Source organism: Chloracidobacterium sp., from assembly GCA_016711345.1.
Classification (GTDB): Bacteria; Acidobacteriota; Blastocatellia; order Pyrinomonadales; family Pyrinomonadaceae; genus OLB17.
On sequence record JADJTD010000001.1, the window covers coordinates 441,231 to 466,690 of the forward strand.

27 protein-coding genes are annotated in these 25,460 nt (G+C 49.1%); 13 read left to right on the plus strand and 14 right to left on the minus strand.

Annotation, left to right across the window (positions count from 1 at the left end; all coding sequences use genetic code 11):
* The 5 genes from IPL32_01855 to coaBC form a co-directional block, all read right to left on the minus strand.
* Entirely contained in the window at positions 1-2,562 is a 2,562-nt protein-coding gene (locus IPL32_01855; protein ID MBK8464551.1) for a hypothetical protein, read from the minus strand.
* Between the two features lie 149 nt (positions 2,563-2,711).
* The gene (locus IPL32_01860) at positions 2,712-3,950 is read right to left on the minus strand and encodes a competence/damage-inducible protein A (protein MBK8464552.1); all 1,239 of its coding nucleotides are present in this window, start codon (positions 3,948-3,950) and stop codon (positions 2,712-2,714) included.
* Between the two features lie 5 nt (positions 3,951-3,955).
* Positions 3,956-5,053, minus strand: a complete 1,098-nt coding sequence (locus IPL32_01865; GenBank protein MBK8464553.1) for an isoaspartyl peptidase/L-asparaginase — start codon at positions 5,051-5,053, stop codon at positions 3,956-3,958.
* Positions 5,050-5,652, minus strand: coding sequence for a uracil-DNA glycosylase (locus tag IPL32_01870; GenBank protein ID MBK8464554.1), 603 nt, complete (start codon positions 5,650-5,652; stop codon positions 5,050-5,052). The genes IPL32_01865 and IPL32_01870 overlap by 4 nt, the downstream gene beginning before the upstream one ends.
* 497 nt (positions 5,653-6,149) lie before the next feature.
* Positions 6,150-7,445, minus strand: a complete 1,296-nt coding sequence (coaBC, locus tag IPL32_01875) for a bifunctional phosphopantothenoylcysteine decarboxylase/phosphopantothenate--cysteine ligase CoaBC (GenBank protein ID MBK8464555.1) — start codon at positions 7,443-7,445, stop codon at positions 6,150-6,152.
* Positions 7,446-7,473: 28 nt separating this feature from the next.
* Here coaBC and IPL32_01880 point away from each other — a divergent pair, with 28 nt between their 5' ends.
* Complete coding sequence (locus IPL32_01880) at positions 7,474-7,869, plus strand: hypothetical protein (protein MBK8464556.1); 396 nt, start codon at positions 7,474-7,476, stop codon at positions 7,867-7,869.
* Positions 7,870-8,016: a hypothetical protein gene (locus IPL32_01885; protein MBK8464557.1), complete on the plus strand. Its 147-nt coding sequence runs from the start codon at positions 7,870-7,872 to the stop codon at positions 8,014-8,016.
* 449 nt (positions 8,017-8,465) lie between these two features.
* Here the strand turns inward: IPL32_01885 and IPL32_01890 are convergent, their stop codons facing one another.
* Both IPL32_01890 and idi read right to left on the minus strand, forming a co-directional pair.
* Positions 8,466-9,632 (minus strand): hypothetical protein, encoded by a 1,167-nt coding sequence (locus IPL32_01890; protein ID MBK8464558.1) that lies wholly within the window; start codon positions 9,630-9,632, stop codon positions 8,466-8,468.
* A gap of 51 nt (positions 9,633-9,683) precedes the next feature.
* Positions 9,684-10,982: an isopentenyl-diphosphate Delta-isomerase gene (gene idi / locus IPL32_01895; protein ID MBK8464559.1), complete on the minus strand. Its 1,299-nt coding sequence runs from the start codon at positions 10,980-10,982 to the stop codon at positions 9,684-9,686.
* 63 nt (positions 10,983-11,045) lie between these two features.
* On the opposite strand from idi, the gene IPL32_01900 reads away from it, so the two are divergent.
* Positions 11,046-11,960 carry a prenyltransferase gene (locus IPL32_01900; protein ID MBK8464560.1) on the plus strand — a complete coding sequence of 305 codons (915 nt, stop codon included), beginning with the start codon at positions 11,046-11,048 and terminating at the stop codon, positions 11,958-11,960.
* Here IPL32_01900 and crtI read toward each other — a convergent pair.
* Positions 11,957-13,459, minus strand: coding sequence for a phytoene desaturase (gene crtI / locus IPL32_01905; GenBank protein ID MBK8464561.1), 1,503 nt, complete (start codon positions 13,457-13,459; stop codon positions 11,957-11,959). The two genes, IPL32_01900 and crtI, sit on opposite strands and share 4 nt — an antisense overlap.
* Positions 13,452-14,354 carry a phytoene/squalene synthase family protein gene (locus IPL32_01910; GenBank protein MBK8464562.1) on the minus strand — a complete coding sequence of 301 codons (903 nt, stop codon included), beginning with the start codon at positions 14,352-14,354 and terminating at the stop codon, positions 13,452-13,454. Before IPL32_01910 ends, crtI begins: the two co-directional genes overlap by 8 nt.
* 174 nt (positions 14,355-14,528) lie before the next feature.
* Between IPL32_01910 and IPL32_01915 the strand changes: the two genes are divergently transcribed.
* Together IPL32_01915 and IPL32_01920 are read left to right on the plus strand one after the other, a co-directional pair.
* Positions 14,529-15,425, plus strand: coding sequence for a polyprenyl synthetase family protein (locus IPL32_01915; GenBank protein ID MBK8464563.1), 897 nt, complete (start codon positions 14,529-14,531; stop codon positions 15,423-15,425).
* On the plus strand, positions 15,425-15,952 hold the full coding sequence (locus tag IPL32_01920; GenBank protein MBK8464564.1) for an NUDIX hydrolase: 528 nt from the start codon (positions 15,425-15,427) through the stop codon (positions 15,950-15,952). Before IPL32_01915 ends, IPL32_01920 begins: the two co-directional genes overlap by 1 nt.
* Positions 15,953-16,284: 332 nt before the next feature.
* Here IPL32_01920 and IPL32_01925 read toward each other — a convergent pair whose 3' ends face one another.
* The gene (locus IPL32_01925) at positions 16,285-16,488 is read right to left on the minus strand and encodes a hypothetical protein (protein MBK8464565.1); all 204 of its coding nucleotides are present in this window, start codon (positions 16,486-16,488) and stop codon (positions 16,285-16,287) included.
* A gap of 225 nt (positions 16,489-16,713) precedes the next feature.
* Between IPL32_01925 and IPL32_01930 the strand changes: the two genes are divergently transcribed.
* Positions 16,714-18,180, plus strand: coding sequence for a carboxypeptidase regulatory-like domain-containing protein (locus IPL32_01930; GenBank protein MBK8464566.1), 1,467 nt, complete (start codon positions 16,714-16,716; stop codon positions 18,178-18,180).
* A 549-nt stretch (positions 18,181-18,729) separates the two neighbouring features.
* On the opposite strand, the gene IPL32_01935 is transcribed toward IPL32_01930, so the two are convergent.
* Both IPL32_01935 and IPL32_01940 read right to left on the minus strand, forming a co-directional pair.
* Complete coding sequence (locus IPL32_01935; GenBank protein MBK8464567.1) at positions 18,730-18,888, minus strand: hypothetical protein; 159 nt, start codon at positions 18,886-18,888, stop codon at positions 18,730-18,732.
* A 170-nt stretch (positions 18,889-19,058) separates the two neighbouring features.
* Complete coding sequence (locus IPL32_01940) at positions 19,059-19,253, minus strand: hypothetical protein (protein MBK8464568.1); 195 nt, start codon at positions 19,251-19,253, stop codon at positions 19,059-19,061.
* 108 nt (positions 19,254-19,361) lie between these two features.
* On the opposite strand from IPL32_01940, the gene IPL32_01945 reads away from it, so the two are divergent.
* From IPL32_01945 to IPL32_01960, 4 genes are all read left to right on the plus strand, one after another.
* Entirely contained in the window at positions 19,362-19,754 is a 393-nt protein-coding gene (locus tag IPL32_01945; GenBank protein ID MBK8464569.1) for a hypothetical protein, read from the plus strand.
* Positions 19,755-19,830: 76 nt separating this feature from the next.
* The gene (locus tag IPL32_01950) at positions 19,831-20,469 is read left to right on the plus strand and encodes a hypothetical protein (GenBank protein ID MBK8464570.1); all 639 of its coding nucleotides are present in this window, start codon (positions 19,831-19,833) and stop codon (positions 20,467-20,469) included.
* 23 nt (positions 20,470-20,492) lie between these two features.
* On the plus strand, positions 20,493-21,125 hold the full coding sequence (locus tag IPL32_01955; protein ID MBK8464571.1) for a hypothetical protein: 633 nt from the start codon (positions 20,493-20,495) through the stop codon (positions 21,123-21,125).
* Between the two features lie 5 nt (positions 21,126-21,130).
* Complete coding sequence (locus tag IPL32_01960) at positions 21,131-21,304, plus strand: hypothetical protein (protein MBK8464572.1); 174 nt, start codon at positions 21,131-21,133, stop codon at positions 21,302-21,304.
* Positions 21,305-21,317: 13 nt separating this feature from the next.
* On the opposite strand, the gene IPL32_01965 is transcribed toward IPL32_01960, so the two are convergent.
* Together IPL32_01965 and IPL32_01970 are read right to left on the minus strand one after the other, a co-directional pair.
* A complete protein-coding gene (locus IPL32_01965; GenBank protein MBK8464573.1) occupies positions 21,318-21,854 on the minus strand; it encodes a hypothetical protein in 537 nt (178 codons plus the stop codon).
* Positions 21,844-22,533 carry a helix-turn-helix transcriptional regulator gene (locus IPL32_01970; GenBank protein MBK8464574.1) on the minus strand — a complete coding sequence of 230 codons (690 nt, stop codon included), beginning with the start codon at positions 22,531-22,533 and terminating at the stop codon, positions 21,844-21,846. The genes IPL32_01965 and IPL32_01970 overlap by 11 nt, the downstream gene beginning before the upstream one ends.
* Positions 22,534-23,385: 852 nt before the next feature.
* Here IPL32_01970 and rplM point away from each other — a divergent pair.
* The 3 genes from rplM (at position 23,386) to rpsB (ending at position 25,374) form a co-directional block, all read left to right on the plus strand.
* On the plus strand, positions 23,386-23,820 hold the full coding sequence (gene rplM / locus IPL32_01975; GenBank protein MBK8464575.1) for a 50S ribosomal protein L13: 435 nt from the start codon (positions 23,386-23,388) through the stop codon (positions 23,818-23,820).
* Positions 23,821-23,899: 79 nt separating this feature from the next.
* The gene (rpsI, locus tag IPL32_01980; protein MBK8464576.1) at positions 23,900-24,292 is read left to right on the plus strand and encodes a 30S ribosomal protein S9; all 393 of its coding nucleotides are present in this window, start codon (positions 23,900-23,902) and stop codon (positions 24,290-24,292) included.
* 107 nt (positions 24,293-24,399) lie between these two features.
* Positions 24,400-25,374 carry a 30S ribosomal protein S2 gene (gene rpsB, locus IPL32_01985; GenBank protein MBK8464577.1) on the plus strand — a complete coding sequence of 325 codons (975 nt, stop codon included), beginning with the start codon at positions 24,400-24,402 and terminating at the stop codon, positions 25,372-25,374.
* The last annotated feature ends 86 nt before the right edge of the window (positions 25,375-25,460 follow it).

Here is a 25,460-nt window from a genome sequence, read left to right on the forward strand (position 1 = left end):
CTATTTTTCAAGCCTGACTTGAAAGTTCTTTCCGTCGGCAGTCAGGAAATTTAAAACATCGCGATCAAATGAAAGCTTGGGGCGTCCGTCAACTAGCATTTCAACCTCAATAAACGCAAGCGTGCCTTCGGCAGTTGCTCCAGCCTCATCCTTGGCTGACAGTGAAACATACATTTTTCCGTTCTGATTGAGAAATGGAATTGCAGCAGTATTTACAAGCGATGCTCCAAACACATCTCCATAACCAATAGAACGAATCACCAGACGCTTATCATCGAATTTGATGCCTATCACGCCTGATCTAAATGACGAGCTTCCCTGAATAATTACAGGGATCTTCACCTTGTCGCCCTTCTTCACCTCAGCAATGTCAGCCCCAAAGCGAACCTGCATTCCCGGGGCAGTTGAAGATACGGACGAAGTCTCGCCCTTTTCAACGGTAGGCTCGCCGGAAACCGGTTGAGCCTCATTAGTTACCTGCTGTTTCACAGTGTCCGAAGTCTGATTCAATTGCAACGTTTTCACACTGCTGTCAATCGGTTTGAGATTCGTGGTGACCGGTGCGGCAGGCATTGCTACCGTCGTCTGAGCAGTAGTAGTTTGAGGTGTAGCGTTCTGAGCATTCGCAGTCGCGGTAGAAGCTGTTTCCTTTCCGCTCGAGGTTTCTGTTCGAACGTACACCGGCGCGTCTGCCGTTCGATCCGGAAGCTGAACTTCAGCCGCATTAGGAATTCGCCTAGCCGCCGCAAGCATTTCATCCCGTTCTTCCTGAATTATCATCGCTTCAAGGTTACTGCTGGTCGGAACCGCAAGGCTACCCGTCGGCCGCTCGATCTCGTCTTCAGGCAAAATGGCAGGTGCCCTGATAACTCGCGGTGTAACCGCAATAACGATATCAACCTGCCGATTGTTGCGCGTCGGAGCAGTGAAAAGACGGCCGAGGATCGGTATCAACCCAAGCAGCGGCAATCCTTCTCTACCACGCGATTCGATGTCCTGAGCCACGCTAGCGAGCAACAGCGTTTTGTTGTTCTGAATTCGGGCGGTCCCCTTGATTGTGCGCTCCGTAAAGGTCGGCTGTAGAGTCTGCTCGCCAGAAACATCCTTTGATTCGATTTCCATTGCTACCTGCACGTCCTGATTGGGGAAAACCAGGGGCTTGAACTTGAGCGTCAACCCAACCTGCTCATAATTAATCACATTCGACAAAAACCCATTATTATTAGTCCCGGGTGTTGTATTATTTCCGGTTACAAACGAAGCACTCGCAACAGGTACGCGCTGACCAATGCGCGCTGACGAATCTTCATTATTAAATGCGTGTATTTGCGTAGAAGCCAAAAGTTTCGTATTATCCTTAAACTGAAAAGCAGCAATATTGGCGGTCGGTAAAATGATGCCGGTTGGAATCACACCCGACACCACAGACGTTACCGCTCCGGCAACGGTCGTCAGAGGATTATTACCAAACAGCAGGGCTCCCGACTGTGATCCGCCAAAATTAGTAAGCTGACTTTTAGTACCGATCTGATTGCCTAACTGCAACAAATCTCTCTTGTTAACTTCATAGATCGCCACTTCCATCACAACCTCAGCACGGTCTTTATCAAGCGACGAAATGAGCTTGCCGATGAGCCTTATATTTTCTTCCGTATCGCGGATTGTAATACTGTTGGTGGCGTCATCGGTGAGAACGATGGTCTGACTACGGCCAGGTTGTGCGGGAATAGCGGTTTGCACGATCTTCGCTACATCTTTCGGAGCCGCATTTGCAAGATAGAAGGTGCGCAATACAAGCTGCTGGAATTTTTGACGCTCGGTCTGATTAGCAATAATGACCGTTCGCGGCCCAACCTTCTGGAAAAACAGAGCCTCCTGCAAAAAGATGTAATCGAGAGCACGAGCGGCCGTTACATTTTTCAGATCGATGTAGGTCTTTCGGCCCGGCGTTCGGAACGATGCGCTGTCGAACAGGATATTCAGGTTGAGTTCCTTGGCGAGTTCCTTAATGATGAACTGAAGATCGACGCCCGATGGAAACGGCAGGTCGCGAAGAATTTCTGGTCTCTGCGGCATCTGCGGAGTTGTATCTTTCTTCTCGGCATAGCCGGTCGGAATGAGTTTTAATTTGCCTGACTCATCTTTTGTGCCGCCCGGATTGGTTGCTTCATTCACGCCCCGTTGCAGCCTGACCATTCGATCCATTTCCGATTTTGCTAGCTCGTTTGTTGGATCAAAGGCGTAAGCCCTGCGATAGGCAAGGTACGCGTCCTCATAATTATTCTCTTTTGCCGCAATCGATCCCTTCTTTACATACATCTGCGAAGCATTAAACAAAGAGCGCGTCAAATGCAGTCGATACTCCGGGTTTTTGGGATCATCGGAAACCGCAAGCGCGAATTCCTCGACGGCCTTATCCCATTCTTCAGCATATTCATGCTTCATTCCCTGCTTGAAATGCTTCTTTCCATCCCCAAAAGCAGCAAGCGTCGCAACCGGCGACATCAGCGACAAAAGAAGCAGCAAACTAATAAAAACGCGGACGTGGATTGATCTTTTCATAACTGTTCAACGACTGAGACCGGAAATTCTAAGCTGTTATGTAACTGAAACACTACACGCATCAAGCGCGGCAAAGTTTCAAATTATCGAACTCATGACTTTAGAAGCCCGAACTACCTGATTTTCAGCTTTTTAACGGGAAAAAGCAACTATAAAGTCAGTTGCCGACGCAGATAATCGAGCGCTGCCTGGCTTGAACGCCAGCGAATTAGATAACGGTCGCCAGGAAGAACGATCTTTACCGACTTAACACCTTTTGCTCCGGCATAGCCTATAAACACCGTACCGACAGGTTTTTCGTCGGTACCGCCGTCAGGCCCGGCGATTCCTGTGACCGAGATCGCGTGATCGGTTCCGGCTCGCTCAAGCATTCCCTTAGCCATCGCCTCGGCACACTCGGCGCTTACGGCGCCGTGTTTTTCGAGTATTTCAGCCTCCACATTCAATGTCCGCATCTTCGCTTCATTGGAATATGTGACCGAGCCTTCCATAAAATACGCAGACGAACCCGCAATTTCTGTCAAACGCCTTGCGATAAGCCCGCCGGTGCAGCTTTCGGCGACGGAAACAGTTTCCCCACGTTCTTTCAAGCGTCTGCCGACGACTTCTTCCATCGTTTCGCCGTTTGTAGAAAAAACAGCCTTGCCCAACGCTTCTGCAAGTTCATCGGCAAGCTTATTAACCGTCCAATCGGCCGTTTCGGCTTTTTCAGAACTCGCTGCAATATGTATCTCGACTTCGCTTTTGTTAAACAGTATCGATGTCTGAACGTCTGGGTAAGCCTTATAGATCGGAGCCGCGATCTCGTCAACCGCCGATTCACCCAAGCCGGAAACACGCAAAATTCGCCGTTTCACATAAACTTCGCCTGCCATCGCCTTTAATTTAGGCAGCACGTGTTCGATGAACATCGGCTGGTTCTCACGCGGCGGCCCGGGCAAGATAGTCAGCATTTTCTCGCCTTCTTCGACAAACATTCCAACTGCGGAACCGTTTGGATTCGGTAGTATCTCTGCTCTATCAATTATATATGCCTGTCGTTTATTGATCTCCGGCATCTCGCGGCCCCAGCTACGAAATCGCTCACGCAAATGCTGTTCGATCCTGTCGTGATATACCAATTCACGGTCAAGCGCCTTGGCCGTGAACTGCCGAGTAATATCATCCTCCGTCGGCCCCAACCCTCCCGTCGTAATAACAATATCCGACCGCCGCATCGCATCGCGCACTGTCTCCTCAAGACGTTCGCCATCGTCGCCAACGATCGTCTTGAGTTTAACGTCTATGCCAATGTCGTTGAGCTTTTCTGTTAGCCAAAGACTGTTTGTATCTGTTTTTGTCGGTGTGAGAAGCTCAGAGCCGATAGCGATTATCTCAGCAGAAAGCATATAGGCTAATCTTTGTAGATCTCAACGACAGGCTTTCCATCGCCGCCGACATAAGCCCGGAACATTCCGTCAGTGTTGAATGAAATGGCCATGTTTCCAAATTTGTCCATCGCGATCACGCCGCCGTTGCCGCCGAGTTTTTGAAGTTTTTGTTTGATGACCGCATCAGCAGCAGCCTGCACCGTCAAAGCACGATATTCCATCAACGCCGAAATGTCGCGCGCGACACCGAGACGGATAAAATACTCACCCCAGCCTGTCGCTGAAACAGCACAAGTGTTGTTATTGGCATAAGTTCCGGCGCCAATTATCGGAGCATCGCCGACGCGTCCGTACTTCTTATTGTCCATGCCGCCGGTCGATGTTCCCGCCGAGAGATTTCCTTCTTTATCTAGGGCGACGGCACCCACTGTTCCATATACCTTCTTTGCCTTTTCGGAATAACCGTCATTCAACTCGCTGACCTTCTTCGGCTCTGAGGGCTTTTGGTCTTTTTCGAGCTGCCTTAGCTTCTGAAAAGCGTCCCAGCTTTCCTGCGTCCAGAAATACTTTTCGTCGACCATTTCGATCTTCTGTTCTTTCGCAAATATTTCAGCACCGTTACCGAACATAAAGACATGCGGCGATTTTTCCATCACTGCACGCGCCAGCGTGATCGGGTTTTTAACGTGATGCAATCCCGCAGCTCCGCCCGCAGCCAGCGTTTTCCCGTTCATTATTGAAGCATCAAGCTCATTCTTGCCGTCAGCGTTGAAGACCGCTCCCTTGCCGGCATTAAAAAGCGGCGAATCTTCCATCATCCTGATCGCGATCTCGACCGCATCAAGGCTCGACTTGCCATCCTGCAAAGCCTTATATCCAGCAAGCAAAGCCTCGGTCAGCTTGTCGCGATATTCTTTCTCCTTTGCCGGTGTCAACGAACCTTTTTTCATCGAGCCCGCACCGCCGTGGATCAAAAATCCAATACGCGGATTCTGCGGCGACTGAAGCTGCTTGATCTCAGGATACCCGCCCTTTTGCGCAAACACAGTGATCGGCAGTACAAGAGCAAACAAAACAACTGCAACAAACAAGTCCTTAAATTTTGTGTTTTTTCGTGTCATTTCGTAGTTCCTGACTTCAAATAATCGCGAACCATTTTCATATCATCCCAAACCTCGCGTTTCTTATGCGGGTCGCGAAGCAGATAAGCCGGATGAAAGGTCGGCATCACTTTGACGCCTAAATAGTCATGAAATTGCCCACGCAATTTCCCAATCGGGACCTTGGTTTCAAGCAAATTTTGAGCAGCGGTCGCGCCCAGAACGACGATTACTTTTGGTCGTACAACGGCAACTTCGCGTTTCAGGAATGGCTTGCAAGCGATGGTTTCGTCCGGCTCAGGAGCACGATTTTCCGGCGGTCTGCAGCGGTTGATATTGCCGATAAAAACATCTTCGCGTTTTAGGTCAATGCTTTCAATTATCTTGGTCAAAAGCTGTCCCGCGCGCCCTACAAACGGAAACCCTTGCTCGTCCTCATCCTTACCCGGAGCCTCGCCAACAAACATCAGTTCGGCGTTGAAATTACCCGTGCTGTTAACCACCTGCGAACGCCCAAGCGTCGAAAGTTTGCACCGTGTACAATCCGGCCCGATCTCAGCGCGGATCTGTTGAATGGTCTCCGTCGGTTCCGGCAAAGCCGGCGTCGTCTCAAATAGCATCTCAGTTTTCTTCTCGCTTTCTTCGCTATGAGCTACGCCTTTAGGGGTGATCTCGCCGGGAACGGTCACGCTGTTTGGCTCACTACTCCGCAACGGAACAGCCGATTCGCGTTTTGACAAAGATGGAAGTGAAGCCAGTCTCGATTGTCCGGGAACTCGCAGCTCTTTTGGTTTTGAAACTTCCGATCTGTCATTTGAAATTTCAGATCTCAAATTTGAAATTATCTTATCGACGGCACCGGCATCTGCCTTTTTCTCAACTTTCAACTCGCTGCTCTCAACTCTATCGAGCAATTTCAAATCAAGCGAATCGACGCCGAGCTCCTGCATATACAAAACCTGCTCGCGAACATCGGCGATCAATTCGTTTAACTCCGGGGATTTCTCCATAGATTTTTGTTAGCAAAGAAACCTTAAACGCGGATTGTACTAATTTTAAGGATCTATCCGTTTTGATCCGCCTGATCCGTAAAATCCGCGTTCAATAAATTTATCTTCTACGACGCTGCATTCGCATCCGCATTTTTCGCTATCCGCTTTTTCCTTAACTTCAAAACCTGATCCAATATCTTATCCGCCATTTCTCGTTTCGACATAAGCGGCAGATCCTGCTTGCCGCCAAGATGGGTCAAAATGGTCGCAATATTTGTATCGCTGTTAAAGCCTGCACCTTTTTTTGTAATGTCATTCGCGACGACCAGATCGAGCTTCTTTTTCTTCATTTTCGAACGCGCGTAACCGACCACATCATCCGTTTCTGCTGCAAAGCCAACAACGAGCATACCTTCGGGACGATTTGCAGAAACCTCTGACAAAATGTCCGGTGTTTTCTTGAGTTCGAGGATCATAAAATCCCGGCCGTCCTTTTTGATCTTCCCCTCAGCAGCATTTGCCGGAGCATAATCTGCAACTGCGGCTGCACCGACAAACACCGTTGCTTTTGGCAATTCCTTTAGAACAGCAGCGTGCATTTCCTCTGCTGACACTGCGCGAATTACATTTACATTTTCCGGCGGATCAACCGTCGTCACACCCGCAACAACCGTCACAGAAGCCCCTCTAGCCGCCGCGGCCTCAGCCACCGCAAAACCCATCTTCCCTGATGAATGATTAGAAATAAACCGAACCGGATCGATCGCTTCTCGGGTCCCGCCGACAGTAACGAGGAATCGCTCTGATGACAGGTCTAAGACAGGAAACGAGAGACGAGAGATAGGAGACGCCTTGGCTCCTGTCTCCGGTCTCCTGTCTCCTGTCTCTAACAATGCCAATGCTTGCGCGACAATATTCTCCACATCCTCAAGCTTTCCAGTCCCAACGGTCTTACAAGCCAACTCACCCGCGACCGGCTCGACAAAATGCACGCCGTCCTTCTTCAACCGAGCAACGTTTCGCTTCGTAGCAGGTTGCTCCCACATAATTGTGTTCATCGCCGGAGCGATCATCACAGGTGCAGTCGCCGCCAGATAAGTTGAAGAAAGAAAATCGTCAGCAATGCCGTTTGCAAACTTAGCAATAATATTCGCCGTGGCCGGAACGATCAGCAACAGATCGATATTCTGCGAAAAATTGATGTGAGCAATGGGATCCGGATTTGCCGGATCGTAGTCGTCAACAATGACGTGCGTGTCCGTAAGAGCTCGAAACGTCAACGGCTGAATAAACTCCGTCGCATGCTTAGTCATCGCCACGCTCACGACGCAGCCCGCTTTTTGAAGCATGCGCATCACCTCGACAGCCTTATAAACAGCAATGCCTCCCGTCACGCCTAATCCAATGCGATACTTAGCCATACCGATATTCTATCTCATCTGGTGTAAAATGCTCTACATCTCCGTTCTTCAGGAACTTATTGAAATGCCTATGAATTATGTTGCCATTGCCACTGTTCTGGCTATCGTTATTTATTTTCTATTCTTTCGTGGCTCGAAGCCCCAAGAGGTGAGCGAATCTGAGCAGAATGACGCAAAACGATTTGCCCGGCTTCTTGTGGCACAAATTAAGCTGACAGAAACCTTTAAACTTGAACGCGGGATCAAACAGAAGGATATTTATGAATCGCTAAAAATTGAGATAGACGAAGCTCGGAAAACGTTTCGCCTTCGCATCGCGACACGGGAATATGAACAATATTTTGATGACCAATTAATAGAACTTTTGGCTGAGGGTGATCGCGGTTTGATGGGCACTGCGTATCTCTTAAAGGCTCCTTATTGAATGAAACCCGAAACACTTTCAAGCAAGAATATTTACAAAGGCAAGATTTTCGACATTCGCATCGACACGATTTGGGAAGACGATGTCCAATACCAGCTAGAGGTTGTTGTTCATCGCAGCAGTTCGGTGATCGTGCCGGCTTTCTAATCCGTGCGTTTTCCCGTCGCACTTTCTTCTCTAGCGTCGTGCATTTCCCGAACAACGCGGTAAAAAATGCCGAAAACGACGAGGATCGAGACACACAACCCTACGCAAAATACTATGATGTCGTTCAAGCGGCCCTCCGTAAAGGCGATCCATACAGCCCTAGTGCGAGAATTGAAGGTACCCAGAGGCCAACAAAAATTGCGGTGTCCCGATTCCCAGGACCTAGAATGCCAAACCACAATGAGACGGAAAACAGAAAAGACAAAAATGCGGCCGTTAGAATAAACATGTCGGATCGATTGAGTTTCATATATTTAAGTTAAATTTTATTAACAGAACTTTTTAATTAGTTAAAAAATTGGTTTCGAGAGTCCCTGAAAATTGGATTCAAATTTTCGCGTACAAGAACGCAGTTTACGGTCTTGTCGTATAGGTTCGTCCAATCATGATCAATTGAACATTTCCTGAACTCTCCGCATCGTCTTGCCAAAAAGAAAATCGCCCAGCCCTGCTGTCTCGTGCGAGAGATCGTAGCCGACCAGTTCCACATAAGCACGTCCGGTTACGGCGGCGTGGTTTTTAAGGCCCTCTACATCACAAACGCCTTCCCAATAGACGACCATTGTCGTGCCTCGCGTGTCGAGCTCCTGATCGTCGATGAGCGGTGTGAGGCGGAGTTCGATATCGAGGCTTGGAACGCGGATCTGCCATCCTGCGGGATATTCGGCACCTGTATTAGGACTGAGCCATGTCGAAAGAACCTCGATCTCAAAATCGCTGCGTTTCAGATACGTGCATGTGCCGTCTTGACTAACATATGTGCCGGTTGACTCGCCGTTCATCTCGCCGGTCTTGGTGCGGAATTGATAAAGCATCAGCTCCGTTTCGTCATCAAACTGAATACTGAACCAATCCCAAACGCCATGTTCCCAGCTCCCAAACTCGCGGTCCATCCACGCCGAACCCGTAAACGTCTCGATCGTGCCCGCCTCAGAAAGCTGTCCGCTCACGGTCATCCGAGTGAATGAAAAATGATTCGAAGCACCTTCACCTTTCTTCGCAATTCCGTTGCCGCCATCTCCATTCAGCACAAGCGGCTTAGCTGATTCGAGCACGGCATCAAACACAAGCCCATCAACAAGCGTTCCGTGCAAAACGTGCTTACCGGCTATCTCACGCAGCGACCATTCGCCTAGATTCACATCGCAAGTCGTCTCGCTAAACCGCACGGGCACATCAAGCGGCTTATCAAAACTTCGAATATGGTCACAACGAAACCGCTGCCGCGTGATGTCAGAGATCGCAAAATGCGCAAAATACATCGGGTTTGCAAGAATCGTCATTGGAACCACGCCTAGCCTGTCGCGATCAGTTCGCCGCTTAAAAAACACAAGTTCAAACCCGAACTCACGCCCCGTATGTGTTTTGCAATGGCCGGTGTAATACCACCATTCCGTTTGAACATCGCGCTTCGCAAAAAGATCGTCCGGCAGCGTGACACGTCCGTTAGTCGGCGGGTCAGACAACGCAGCTCCCTTGTTTCCCAAAAGCTCGGCCACACCATCCAAAACCGATGCAGCGATGTTTTCTAAAGGTTGAATGAGATTTTGATACATACTTATTGAATTTCGTCGGAGATCAGTTTTTGGATTTTAGTTTGTTGCTGGCTACTCGCGCACTCTGTTTAGAAATGCCTCGAAGCTAGGCTCTCTCGCCAGCAATTCGACCTCTTCGACTGCCCAAGGCGAAAATCCGTTCTCTGGGTCGCTGACATCGCTGACAAATTGGTTCCAATCGACCCATTTTGTATTATTAACTTCTTGCGGATTTGGACTAGGCTGTTGCGAACAAAAACCGACCAGGACCGGACATATCTCGTTCTCAACGACGCCGTCTTTTTCCGCTCGATAGCGAAAATCGGGAAGCTCGACCTTAAGTTTCACATTGCTGATTCCAAGTTCGTGTTTGAGGCGCCTTTTAGCCGCATGCTCAACCGTCTCGTGAAGCATCACATGCCCACAGCAAGAGTTTGACCACACGCCGGGCCAGGTTTTTTTGGTCAAAGCGCGTTGCTGCAGCAGTAATTCGCCTCTGTCATTGAATAGAAAAACAGAAAAAGCACGATGACGTTTTGTGTCACCGTTATGAGCTGGTAGCTTGCGGGCAGTTGTGATCGGTCGATCATCCTCATCGACCATAACGATCATGTCGTCAAAAGCGTAATGATACTTTGCGTAATAGATGGCAAGCGAGATCAGCACTACGATCCCGATCAACAGCGGCAAGTACATTCCCGAAAAAAAAGAGATCGCCGTCCAAAAAAAGATAATGAAGAAACTGCTGGAGATAAGCTGTGCCGGAACAGGCAAAAGCGGTTTGCGCGAGGCTGTAAAGATCTCAATAACGATCGCCGCTATCACTCCTGAAAATAACCAACCAAGAAAATTCGACAACGGAACGCCGTAAAAAAAGCCGCCGCCCTCGTAACGCCAAAATCCTATCTTCACAGCTCCGGGATCGAGTACGAGATCGAAAACAACCAACGTCACCGCCGTTAATATAACTCGATAAATGCTTGCCTCAAATAAGCGCGAAGCGATAAAGTACGCCGCCAAAACCAAAGGCGTCCAAGCGAGAAAAACAGTCCAAGGCGTGTAGCCGAACAGTCGATAGCCCAACAGATCGGAGTATCCGAAATGCCCGTATGGAAATCCCGTAATGATCGCGCTTGTCTCGATCACCAAAGCCAAAACGCCCAGAACTACAAATAACAAAACAGCATCGCGAACGCCGAGCCACATCTTCGCAGCCCAAAACGCCGGAGCCGCGAACAGAATGACGTTGATGCCTGAAACAAACGCGGCTTCCGCCGGAATGACGACATTCGACATAAAGAACGCGCTTGTCACAAGGAAAACGAGAATGACGAGAATAATGATCCTATTTTGCTTACTGATTTTCTCCATCAATATCTTCACAAAGTCTTTTGCGGTTTTGCCGCTCTATTTGCGGAAAAGCTATGCTTTTCCATGAGCGTCGAAATGGAACTTGCGGCTGCGCCGCCCGATTTCGGCGAAACTCAACGTAACATTCAGCAAATGTCCGATCTCAGGTTCTTACTAAACGTCAGCCGTCCTCGGTTCTGGTTCTACATTTTCGGACCTTACATCGTCGGCCTCATCGCGGGCGCCGACTTTCCGCAGCAGCTTTACAGCCCGATCTTTCTACTCTACGGCATATATTTCACTCTGCCGGCAAACCTTTTGATCTACGGTGTCAACGACATTTACGACTACGAAACTGACAAGCTAAATGAAAAAAAGGCCGGTTATGAAACGCTAGTGTCACCAGATTTGCGGCCCAAACTCTGGCTCGCAATATTTCTTACAAATTTCGCTTTCATTGACATTTTTTTTCACGGCAATTTCTCGGTCATCGTCTCAGGAATTTGCTTTCTTTTCTTTTCCGTTTTTTACTCTGCCCCACCGATAAGGGCAAAAACAAAACCGTTTCTCGATTCAGCTTTCAACGTACTTTATGTACTGCCTGGAGCATTTGGATATTCGCTGATCACCGGCGAATTTCCGCCAGCCGCGATAATCGTCGCCGCCGGACTTTGGACCGCAGCTATGCATGCATACTCGGCAATTCCTGACATCGAGGCGGATAAAGATGCCGGGTTGAAAACTATCGCAACCGTTCTCGGCCCGCTTGGAACTTTGGCTGCGTGCAGTTTACTGTACCTTGGCGCCGCGATCATTTCGTTCGAGTGGCTCGGTTTTACCAGCATTTCGATCGGGTCGGCGTATCTGATTCTGATGGCAGCTTCTGTCGTATCCGTAAGGTCAGGAACACTGTTTAAACTCTACAAAGCGTTCCCGCTCATCAACATCCTTGCCGGATTCATAATCTTTTGGCAGATCGCTCTTAATAAATTTTTCTAAATTGCATCCATCGGCTCCGCTGTTGTGATTCCCTGCACACGCTTATACGCTAATTCCGCACTAATCAAACATATCTGCGTTCCGATCCCGGGATTAGTTCCCGCACCGACATAGAAAAGGTTCTCGACTTTTTTGGATTTGTTCTTTGGCCGAAAAATGGCTGTCTGCCGCAATGTATGAGCGAGCCCTAGTGCCGAGCCTTTAAACGCGTTGTAGTCGACCGCAAAATTATCGACGGTATAAATGCGCTTGTACTCGATCTTTGAACGCAGATCAGGCAAATTCATTTCGCTTTCCATCAAAGCGAAAACACGATCTGCATAAGCTTCTTTTTCTGCGTCCGTAAATGAAAGACCCGACGCGATCGGTACTAAAACAAAAAGATTTTCTTTACCCGCCGGTGCCACGGACGGATCGGTCACGCTCGGAGCACAGACATATAAAGATGGCTCATCGGGCAGGCACGGAGCCTTGTAAATATCATCAAAATTCTTTCGCCAGTCCTCGCTAAAGAGCAGATTGTGGTGGATCAGCGACGGCAGCTTTTCACCGACACCCAAGTACATAATGAACGCCGACGGCGCCATTGTGCGTTTTTGCCAATATTTCTCTTTGTGCGTTTGATGAGATTCGTCGAGCAGTTTTGTTTCCGTAAACCACATATCCGCATTCGAAATAACGATGTCGGCGTCGATCACCTCACCGCCTTCGAGGCGGACGCCGACAGCTTTTCCGTCGAGTACGATGATCTTCTCGACTGGTGAATTGACACGCAATACGGCTCCGTTCTTCTCCGCGATATTCGAAAGTGCCCCGATCAATTCATAAAAACCACCCTGCGGATAAAAGACGCCCTGATTAAAATCCATGTGCGACATGAGGTTATATAACGCCGGAGCTTCATATGGCGACGTGCCGAGAAACACCATCGTATATTCCATCACCTGCTGGAGTTTTTTTGAGGTAAAGAACTTCGAGACGAATTTGTGCATTGTCGAAAAGACCGACAGCTTTTGCCCCTCGGTCATGACACGCTTATTAAAGAAATCGAATATCGTATCGTAGTTCTTAAACATGAAGTGCTGCGTCGCCACGTCATATTGGTATTCGGACTGCTTTAAATATGCCCGCAATTTGTCGCCGGCCCCAGGCTCGATCGCCTCAAATGTTGCGGTGTCGATCTCAATATTTGAATTAATGTCGAGCGGCTCGCCGTTATTGCGAAAAAAAATGCGGTATGACGGCGAGAGCTTTTTCAGGTCGAGATGATCTTCAACTTTTTCGCCGACGAGGTTGAAGTAATGTTCAAAAATATCCGGTGCAAGATACCACGACGGACCCATATCGAATTTGAAACCGTCATGCTCAAAAATATTCGCCCGCCCGCCAAGATTTGCATTTTTCTCGACCACGGTAACGTCATAGCCTTTCCGCGCAAAAAGGCCCGCCGCACCCAAGCCGCCGATACCCGCACCGATGATCACGACCTTCTTATTCATAGATGCCGGCCAAGGCTTTCATTGATAGCCATACCTTTTGACGAAAAGTTGTACGAACGCGTCCGAGATACACATTGTAATTCGCCCGTTCGATCTCGCCGAGAATTGCCTTATACAAAACGTACGAAACGCGAACCGCCAAACGCCCGCGCCATGCAAGCATTGGAATTCCCGGCAAAGCTTCTTTGTAAACCTCGCGATTCCGCTCGATCTGCCATTTCATAAATGCAATGAAACGCTCGTCACAGATCTTTCGCTCAATATCCTCATTACTTAACCCAAATCGAGCCAATTCATCCTGCGGCATATAAACGCGGCCGAGATCAAAAAAATCTTCTTTTATGTCACGCAAAAAATTGGTCAGTTGGAACGCGTAGCCCAGTTTCAAAGCATGGGGAAATGCCGCTTCCGACGAAAACCCTACGACACGCGTCACCATCAACCCGATCACGCCTGCCGACCCGTACATGTATTCTTCGAGCTCCGCGTAGTTTGCATAGCTCGCTTTTTCCTCGTCCATAAACATAGAACGCAGAAACGCTTCGCCTTCCTCGACCGGGATCTTGTATTTGCGAAATGCCTTGACGATCGCATTCATCACCGCGTCGTCGCTGCATCCCGCGCTCATCGCTTCGAGCCATTTCTCGCGCCATTGATTCAATTCGGCAAGCGATTCAGCCTTTCCGATCTTGTTATGATCATCAACGATCTCATCTGGAATCCGTGCAAACGCATATATCGCATAAATGCCGTCTCGCGTCTCACGCGGAAAAAACTGCGTTGCAAAGTAAAAACTCGTGCCGTATTTACGGGTAATCTCCTTACATTTTTGCAGCCCTTCCGCAAGAAATGACGAATCTTCGGGTGAACGCTCCATTAACATTGTATAATTCACTATGATTTATCTTTTGGCAAAAAGATGAGAACGGATTGACGTCAATCTACGGTTTTCGCCCAGTTTGAAGGCTTGGATTCAAAAAAGTGTCTCTTTCCGAATCCAAAAGTCCCAGTCATGCGAAATCATTTTGAATTTATCTCAAAGGGTAGATTGCCGTAGTAATGAGTATCGATGATTGCTGTTCACACAAAATACGAGACTGGGCTTTGGCGGTTTGTTGAAAAACACAGGCCGGTTATAGACTCATGCCTTGAAAAAAATCTGCCGCTCGCACCGGCCTTGATCGATACGAAGTTTAACGAGGCTGTTAGATATGCTGCATTTCCCGGCGGCAAGCGCCTGCGTCCGGTTTTGACTTTGCTGAGCGCCGAACTTTTTGGCGGCAAGGCGAAAAATTTCCTTAACGCCGCGACCGCTGTCGAATTTATCCACACCAGTTCGCTTATTTTTGACGACATGCCTGCGATGGACGACTCAGCCGAGCGTCGCGGAAAATCTTCTTTGCACGAGAAATTTGGCAACGGGCTTTCGACACTGGTCGCGATAGGTTTTTTGAATCAGGCATACAAACTGGCAATGCTCGACGCGGGCGGCGAAAGACGGCGTTCGGCCGATGCGGTCTTGGAGATCGTAGATTGCGTAGGGCCCGCAGGAATGATCGGCGGCCAGTCGGTCGATCTAAAGCTCCGCGAAGTCGTGGAATGCAATATCTGTTCAGCAAATATTGCAGGCGGAGTTCTCAATCTAAAAACCTCATCGCTTATCCGACTTGCTTTGCGGCTCGGTGCGATCTTATCCGGTGCTCGAGAAGAACAACTCGAAACCCTGTCGCTCTTCGCCGAATCTCTCGGCCAGGCGTACCAGATCAGCGACGACATCATCGACCTTTCCCAAGACACCGCCCCGAACGGCAAGGCCTTCAGCGTAAATATCACCGACTCGCCCGAACAATCTTTGTCCGCCGCTGCACGCCTTGCAAAGACGATCCTAACCGACAACTTTGCCGCCAGCGAAGCAAGAGATCACCTGTGCGAACTGGTTGAATATGTGGCACGGAGAAAAGAATAGTGCCCGAAACAATTTCATCGAAAACCGTTTACGAAGGTAAGATCTTTGACATTCGCGTCGACACGATCCGCGAAGGCGACGTCGAATATAAACGCGAGATCGTTGTTCACAAAGGCAGCGCTGTGATCGTGCCGGTTTTTGATGATGGAACTGTCGCTCTTGTGAGGCAGTATCGTCACGCTGCTGGCAAGTATATGCTTGAGATCCCGGCAGGCTCACTCGAAAAAGGCGAAGATCCAAAAACCTGCGCCATCCGCGAACTCGAAGAAGAAGTCGGCGTCACCGCAAAGAACATCGAACTGATCACCGAATTCTACGTCTCGCCCGGCTTCCTGACCGAAAAAATGTACGTCTATCTCGCAACCAACCTGACCGAAACCGCTCAAAATCTCGAATCGGACGAACTCATCGAGATCGAACGCCTAACATTTCCCCAAGCCCTCGAAATGATCCGCACCGCCCAGATCGAAGACGCCAAATCCATCATCGGCATCACAACCGCAGCCGCTCGTGTTGCAGACGCCTAAGCTGCAGAAGCCCGCACGTAAGCAAGGGCGTAACACGCAACCTCATCAGCGTGTCCAGCCGCTCATTTAATACACCCGCTTTAAATCCGCATTAAATTCGTTTTAAATCTGCTTTAAATTCGCATAAAACTGCTTTAAATTCGCTTTAAACAAGCAAACGCTTTAAATGCTTGCATGCTTTAAACACCCGCTTTAAATGCAAAAGCCCTCCCGCAAGTAAGTGCGTAACCTCAAATGCAGAAGCCCGCACGTAAGTAAGGGCGTAACTTTAAATGCAGAAGCCCGCACGTAAGTAAGGGCGTAACACGCAACCAAACCTAAACCACGACTTCTCACTTCTCACTTCTGTCACCCGCGGCCCCAAAGCCTTCCCCAACCGCACCGCCGGCGACTGGTGAAAAGCTTTCGGGCTTTGCCCGTCGATGTGCGGAAAGGCTTTGCCTTTCCGTGTTCATATCTCTTAGTTTTTGCGGCTGTGCCGCCGCGATTTTCGATTTTTTTCTTCGACCATTGCCAGCGGAAACGCCGGAATTCACTTTTTTATTATTATTGTCGGAAAGACATTAGCCAGCGTTTTGCTGCCTTTCGAGTGAAATAATAAAGCGATGGGCCCATCTGCTAACTGATATAATAGTAATAGGTGCTACTGCTTTCTGCGGATCATTCAGTTCCAACGACGGGGAATAATTCTTCCTACCTCAAACCCCACCCAACCGTATGGACTTACGGGCTCGCATGAGTTTTCCCACAAGGATCTAACAATGTTACAAATCAGAAATTTTTTGCGGAATATTTCCGTTCTCGCCGGACTTTGTCTTCTTATCAGTATTTCAGCACAAGCTGCAAGTTTAACAGTAAACACAACCGCTGATTCCGGGGCCGGCAGCCTTCGACAGGCATTGATCGACGCAACTGTAAACGCAGAAGCAAACATCGTCACCTTTAACATCCCGATGAGCGATCCCGGTTACGATGCCGGACAGGACAGATTCACGATCACGCTCCTAAGCGCTCTGCCAAACATTCCACTCGCGACCATGACCATCAATAACCCACAGTCGCAGGGGCTGACTGTGAAAGGCAACAATACTTTCCGCATATTTACGCTCGTGGATAGTGCAGTCACAACTATAAATAATGTGACCATCAGCGATGGTTTTAGCAGCGACGGTATGGGCGGCGGAATTTACATGAGCAACAGCGGAACGCTTACGCTAAACCGCTGCACCGTCAGCGGCAACACCGTCACAACCAGCGGCGGCGGTATTTATATGAGCAACAGCACGACGCTGCATCTGCATTACAGTACCGTCCGCAGCAACAGCGCTGCGAGCGGCGGCGGCATCTATATTTTCAATAGCGGCACGCTGAACATGATCGGCAGCACCGTCAACGGCAATGCAGCAACCGACGGCGGCGGCATATATAACGGAACAAGCGGAACGGTAAATACGACCAGCAGCACGATCGACGGCAATTCGGCGTCGAGCGAGGGCGGCGGCATTTACAACACCGCAACGGTTACAGCTATCAACAACACTTTCTCCGCCAATTCTGCCGAAGTTGGCGGCGCGATCTACAATGCGTTCACTGCGACCCTGATCAATAACATTGTCGCAACAAATGTCGCAACGAGCGGCACCGACCTTTTCGGAACGTACGCAGGCACATGGAATCTGATCGGCAACATCGACGGCAGCACGGGCGTCACCGGCGCTCCCAATCGAACCGGAACGACCTTAAGCCCGCTCAATCCGATGCTCGGCCTTTTGCAGAATAACGGCGGACCGACATTTACTAGATCGCCGCTAATGGGCAGCCCGGCTATCGACAAAGGCAACAGCGCAACGGTCGTCACCGACCAGCATGGAGCGAGCATGCCTGTTGACAATCCATTGATCTCAAACGACGGCGGCAACGGCGCGGATATGGGCTCGGTTGAGGTCCAGTTCACGACGACAGCAGCAGGCATTACAGTCGGTGGACGTGTATTTGTCGATCACGGCAGAACACGCCAGCCATTGTCTAATGCGACGGTTACTTTGACAGACATGGACGGTGTCAGCCGAACGACTCGCACCGGTTCATTCGGATACTTCCGATTTGCCGATGTTCAGGCAGGAGAAACATACATCGTGACTATTAAGAGCAAGCGATATCAATTTGGTTCGCAGGTCATCACCCCGATGGACCAGTTGACCGAAATGGAATTCGTTTATTACTACTAAACCAAGTCCGAACGTTCAGAAACAAAGGCTTCGCATTTCAATGCGAAGCCTTTTTATCGTGCGTTCCTTTGATCGCGTAGCGATCAAATGAATGTAGCCGTGGCGTTTCAACCCACGGTAAAAGATGGATCAAAATCCCCGCGTCGCGCCAGCGACGTCTTGACTCTTTCGGGCTTCGCCCAATCGCCAAGCGGAAAGGCTATGCCTTTCCGGCAGAGTGTAATATAAGATGTGCGGCTATGCCACCGCGTCAGCGACATCTTGACTCTTTCGGGCTTCGCCCGATCGATGAGCGGAAAGGCTATGCCTTTCCGGCAGAATGTAATATAAGATGTGCGGCTATGCCGCCGCGTCAGCGACATCTTGACTCTTTCGGGCTTCGCCCGATCGCCAAGCGGAAAGGCTATGCCTTTCCGGAGATGTAATTTTAAGATTTGCGGCTATGCCGCCGCACCGCGTCTTCGAGGCAAATAGCCACGTCCTTTAGGGCGTGTTTAGGTTGTTGTAATTTATTCGAGAGCGATTTATCGTCCTTTAAATTCCGGCGGCTTAAGCCAGGCGGAGCAAGGACGTTGAAACGCCCTTCCGATCAATTCGGGCGATCTTCACCACGCCGTAAACGAGCGTGGCTATCTGCCCTTCGGGAAAGCCGCGTAAAACGCGGCTGTCGAAAAATCCAATTCTTACGCTCCCCTCTATATTCCACATTCGGTAATTGGACCGCCTTACCGTAACGAAATTGGACGTTTTGTTTCTTTAGTCAGGCGGCTTCAGCCGTCTTTCCGCGTTTCGCGGCAAATAGCCACGTCGCTTTAGCACGTGGTCAGAGCGAATAACGAATTCCGAAGGGCGTTTTAACGTCCTTATCGGTTCGGGCTTTAGCCATCTCCCTTCTCCAGTCGGTCACGAGGCGTATCGTTCGTGCCCGGATCTGCCGACGAATACCGAAAGCGTCCAAACGCCGCGTCGCCGTTCGGGTTAGCCGAGCCGTTCAGCGTCGCCGCGCTCGATGTCAGTCCGGTCGCCGCCTGTGTCACCGCCATCGGAGCGTTTGGCGTAGCAAATGACAGCACCGTCCCAAACGCCGTGCCATCCGCGTTCGAAGGAATTGCACAGAAAAAGTAAAATCCTTGCGAATTAGGTACCTTAGTGCTAAATTTTCCCTGCGAATCAACTAAATTATGTCACAAGAGCTCCAAGCGATAGAAAAAGAGAAACTGGAACTGATAAAAAAGGTCGAAGATTACAAAGCTATCCAAGACTATCTAAAGCACATGACGACTTTATCGGCGGGCTCGATTGTCATAATCGCTACGTTTCTTGAAAAGATTATCCAAAACCCGACGGAAAAATGGCTTGTTATCATTTCCTTAGGAGCATTTCTTTTATCGATCTTGAGCAGCATGATAGTTTACACCATTGCTATCGTGGACGACCCCCTATCCGGGGATGATATGTCTCTCTCGACGGCTTTGGGCGTAATAGCATCGTTAAGTTTGACGTGTATAGGATTTTTTGTTGGAATACTCAGCCTTGCAATATTTGCAATAGTGAATTTGTATCCTAGCTCTTAGGAGTAATTTTTCTCTCTTTACGACGGCAGAATCGGAACTATTGGTCGTGTGAAAGGTTCTTTGGTTACGATATTTTATGAAGGAAGAAATTTCCTACTGGTATTCGCTCACACCGCTAATCATCGGTTGGCTCTTAGGCTTGCTTAGTCCGCTGCTTGGTGAATTCATCCAGCGACCATCAAAAAGACGGCAGATTAAAAAAAGTGTTTTTGTTCAACTAAGACATCTACGGTATCAATGTGCCGGCCTTGCTTTCCTCGTCAGAGGTCAAGCCGGTACCCTCAATCGAGCCTTTGTTGAGTGGACCGCCAACATTCTCGATAAGGATAAAGGGGAATTCGACAGCGCCGGATTATATGATCAAGTGCGATCATTCTTAAAATTAGATGATCGCCAGATGGCAATTACGGCTAGAGCCGCGAGTGAGCCTGTTCTTCAGATGAGGAGGATAAGTATCGACTTCCTAGTCGCGCAGGTACCCAATCTCCACCTCTTTCAACCTGAGTTTCAACGGCTTTATCATGAAATTCTTGGAAGTGTCGCTATCATAAACTCCAATGCTGATATGCTTAGGTCGTATGAGCTAAAGACCTTCGATGATCTCCCGTCTGACAAACATGCGGCGGTGTTGCAAAATCACCGAAATGCGAGTCAGCACATCGGTAATCTCGCAGAGCAATGTGCTAAATTGATAACTGACATAGAGAACTTATAGTTGATCAATAACGAATCAAAATAATGACGCGTGACGATTTATCATTTCAGGCGAGACAGCTAATCGATTCTCTTGATTCTCTAGACCATACGAGTAAGGCATTGGCCTCCCATGCAACCGTAACGGAGTTTTTGAGAGTATACGCGGGCGAGAAAAGCGCTTTCTACGCCGCTGCAAATACGATTAGTCCTTACATGATAACCCCCGAATCGACGAAGAAAAGGCTTCGAGAACTTCTTCAGTCGTTCCATTCATATGTTGAATCCGGGCTACATGGTGGCGTTTCGCCGGAAAGACAGGCGCAAATTGATGTTGTTTCAGACTTTCTAGAAATGGCGGCCTCCCTTTTGCACCGAAATGATGTTCATCCTGCAGCGCCCGCAGTTTTAATCGGAGCAACGCTTGAAGAGTTCCTGCGAAATTGGGTCGAAAGCGAAAAATTACCATTGGGAGATAAGAAACCTGGATTGGAAACCTACTCCCAAGTCCTTCGCGATGCGAATAAACTGACTAAACAAGACGGCAAGGATATTACATCTTGGGCGGGAATTAGAAACCATGCGGCACACGGCGAGTGGGACGAAGTGAAAGATAAACAGCGTATAGGCATGATGTTAGAATCGGTTAATTTATTCATCCGCAAATATTCAATATGACATGTATGAACAACGTCAGATCATTTATCTTCGGATTTATATTCGCAACAGCGATATTTGTTTGTTATTCGGCGCACGCGGGCAAAGATCCGAGCATTGTTGGCGACAACGGTTATCTTTCTGGCGTTGATGTTTTCACCGAAAAGGGTGAAAAAATATGCACCGGCCTCGGCGGCTAAAAATCCCACTGGTTTAAACTCTTTCCTCTTCGATCATCTCAATCCACAGCTTTAGCGTAAGGTCTTCGCGGTCGGGGTTGCCGAGGTAAACCCGCAGCTCGTCGTGATAGCGCCGTGACAACACCGTGAGCTCAAAAGGCACGACGCGGGCGAGGTGCCTTACGTCTTCGCGGTCAATGTCGCCATTTCTTTCGATCTTGGCAAGGGCAATGTCATAAGGATCAAGTGCTAATAATCGAAGGCGTTCAAATTCTTTGGGAAAGACTTCGGTGAGACGATCCTCATAATTCTCAGGTAGAGTCGCAACGCCGACAGGATCAATATAAACGCCGTATCGTTTGAAAAGCGTGGATCCTATTCCCGCCAGATCGAAAAGCCCGGCTGGCCGGCGAACCAGTGTGAGCACATCGATGTCCGACGTTTCGCGTTTGAGGCCGTAAACGACCGTCACGACAAAGCCGCCCAAGCAATGGAGATGTGTTTCTTCGCTGACCGATGCATCGACCTCTCGGAGAAAAGAAAGCCATGGTTCGGGAATGTTAGACGTCATAACGCGCTAGTTCGGGCGAAAGGCTTGCTAATATACGCCAATGCTTCGCACTCGCCGTACGGTTGTCAACGAGCCAGCGGCGTTCGGCGTTTGTCATTGTTTCGTTGCAAAGAGTGCCTTCGTGGGCGAGTATTGAATGTTCAAGATCGGCTTCGCGCCGTTTTAATGCGGCGGCGGTCGTTTTGTCGCTCCTCTTTTCGGCCATCCCGCGGGCAACGCTGACGACGAAGCCGAGACGGTTTTGAAGGTCATACATTTTTGCCGTTCGAGTAACTTCGTCCCATTTCATATCTGGAAATTTAAGCACGAGCCACGGAAATGCTTCGACAAGTCTTGCGTCACGCTTATTAGCTTTTAAGCCCGCTAACAGCACGTCCGCAGGATTCTTTGGCCGCGACGGCTTGTAATGAGAAAAGCCCGGATAGCCCAAAGTTGCAAGATCGGTGGTCAGTTGATCGTCCGAAACATCGCCAACCTTATATTTACTGACGTTCGATGGCAACTCTGTCATCGGCAGGTCGAGCGAAGCTACGAGTTTCTTTTTTAGCTCTTCGCTAAGCGGACGGTGTTCCTTTTCAAGCAATGAAAGATAACCTTGCGAAACGCCAAGAGAGCGCGCGGCATCTTGCTGCGTGAGCCTGTTCCTTCGTCGATACTGCCTTAATTGGAGTCCCGTCATGCAAATATTACCCCACAATGAACTGCAATAATATTACAGTCTTGTAATATTATACAATTATAGTGATTACTGTCAATAGTTTGCATGAAAACGTAGTGGTTCAGCTTGAGATCTCTGTGTCTTTTGTGTCGTCGCTTTGTGTCCTCTGTGTTTAGAAAATCAGTTAAACACAAAGAACACAAAGGTAAAGCCACAGAGAACACGAAGAAAAACGAATTAGATTTCAAACTGAACCACTACCCATGAAAACTCTGACGAAATTGATCACGCCGATGCGGTAAAGTCAGCCCGAATCGGTTGACGAGAGTGATGTAGCCGATTCGATAGATCACGACGAATCAGTGGACGACAATGGTGAAATCGACGAAGAAATGTAATAGACGAGAGCGTAGATACCGGACGAAGGCCTACTTAAAAATGACGCAAAAATGTCATCTTCTCCGATGGCTTTTTTGGGGGTCTCCGATGGCTTTTTGGGGTCTAGCGGTGGCTTTTTGAGGGCTTCCGAGGGCCATTTAGGTCGGTTTTCAACGTAAGTGACTTTCTTTTCATACATTTACAAAGTTGATACTAGCAAATGTGCCAAAAATCCCGCCCAAGCCTCCCGAACCTCCGGACCCGACATTAAGTGGACAGTGAACGCTGACTTTCCATACATTAGCGGGTTTGCAGTAGCAAATCGTGACAAAACCGACCAAACCTCCTGAATCGCCGAGGCGACCAAGTCCAACGTACTCCAACTTAAGACTTAAGACTATGTACCCAAGACTCGCTCCTCCGCTTGACGTTGGCACTGGATTTCGATATCCTGTCAGTTCGCAATTTTGCGGATTTTTCTATCAGTGTGTGAATATGAGTACTTATTTTCCAAGTGGGAAGGGTTTAGCAGAAAACCGTAAGTGGTTGGTCGTTGATGCCAAGGGCAAAACGGTCGGCCGTTTGGCAACCGAGATCGCCCGCATTTTGTCGGGCAAGAACAATCCGGCATGGACACCGTTTCTGGATATGGGCGACCATTGCGTCGTCATAAACGCGCGTCACGCAGTGTTTACGGGTTCTAAGGACGATCAGAAGATCTATTACCGCCACACGCTTTATCCAGGCGGTTTGCGTGAGACGACCGTCAAAGAAATGTTCGAGAAAAAGCCTGAAAAGGTCATCGAACTAGCCGTTCGCGGCATGCTGCCGAAAACAAAGCTCGGCAAAGCAATGGCAAAAAAATTAAAGGTTTACGCAGACGGCGAACATCGCCACATCGCCCAAAAACCGGAGGCAAGGGAGTTGTAATTTGCGATTTGCGAATGCCGATTTGCGATTTGACTCGCTTATCAATCGAAAATCGCAAATCTAAAATCCAAAATCGATTATGGCAGACATTCAGTATTACGGCACTGGCCGCAGAAAAACTTCGACAGCACGTGTTTACCTTCGTCCGGGCAGCGGAAACATCGTTGTGAACAAGCGTGATTTCAACACCTACTTCCCTAACGAGGCGTTGCAGATGATTATTCGCCAGCCGCTCCGATTGACCGAGACGACAGAGAAATTCGACATTCTCGTCAATGTTGACGGCGGCGGCACTGCCGGACAGGCCGGTGCGGTCCGTCACGGCATCACACGTGCTTTGATGGAATTTAACTCGGACCTGCGTCCGGCTTTGAAGAAAGCGGGCCTCGTTACACGCGACCCGCGTCAGAAAGAACGTAAGAAATACGGGCAAAAAGGCGCCCGTGCGAGATTCCAGTTCTCGAAACGTTAATTTGTGCAGAGTTACGCGTTTACGCGTGATTCTACTTAATCCATCGGCTAGGCTCTTGGTTCGTGAGCATGCCTTGCCGAGTACATAAACCAAGGAGATATAAAGTTTTGGCTACAGTTACGATGAAAGAACTCCTCGAAGCAGGAGTTCATTTTGGTCACCAGGTTCGCCGTTGGAATCCGAAGATGAAAGAGTACATCTTTGGAGAGCGCAACGGCATTTATATTATAGATCTGCAAAAAACGCAGAAACTCTTCCGCGACGGCCTAAATTACGTCACAGAATCGCTCACCGAGCGCCCAAACCAAAAGGTCCTCTTCGTAGGCACCAAACGCCAGGCCCAGGACGCCATCAGAGAAGAAGCCGAACGCTGCGGACAGTTTTACATCAATAACCGCTGGCTCGGTGGCCTTCTAACAAACTACGAAACCGTCAAAAAATCGATCCAAAAGCTCAAGGACATCGAAACGATGCGTGAAGACGGCCGTTTTGAGATGCTCACCAAAAAAGAGCGTCTAAAACTCGACCGCGAACACGAAAGTTTGATGAAAAACTTGGCCGGAATCAAAAATATGAACGGGATCCCGGACATGCTTTTCGTGATCGACGTTCGTAAAGAAGACATCGCGATCAAGGAAGCTAACCGGCTCAACATTCCGATCGTGGCCGTGGTTGATACCAACTGCTCGCCCGAAGGCATCGATTGCGTGATCCCAGGTAACGACGACGCTTTGAGAGCCATTCGCCTTTTTGCCTCACGTATCGCCGACGCCATCATTGAAGGCAGACAGGTCGGCACAGAAGGCCGCAGCGCTGACGTTGAAGCGGAAACAGATGAGACCGACGGCACAGAATTGCCCGGAATTGGTTCATTAACGGCAATTCCGAAGGAATTTCGTGGTGAGGACGATGATGAAGATGTTGACATCGAGGAAGAATCCGATGATGACGATGAGATCGTAGCCGAAACCACGGAAGAAGTTCCTAATGCGGATGCAGCCGCCACTGAGCCGACAGCCGAAACTGCGACGGCAGCAACAGAAGAATCAACGGAAGAAAGCAGCGAAGCAAAAGCAAGCTAGTACATTTTTATTCTTGAAAGCGTAGCTCTTTTCCGTATCCTCGGCGACGGGCTACGCTTTTTTACAAACAGATATTTAGCGAAATT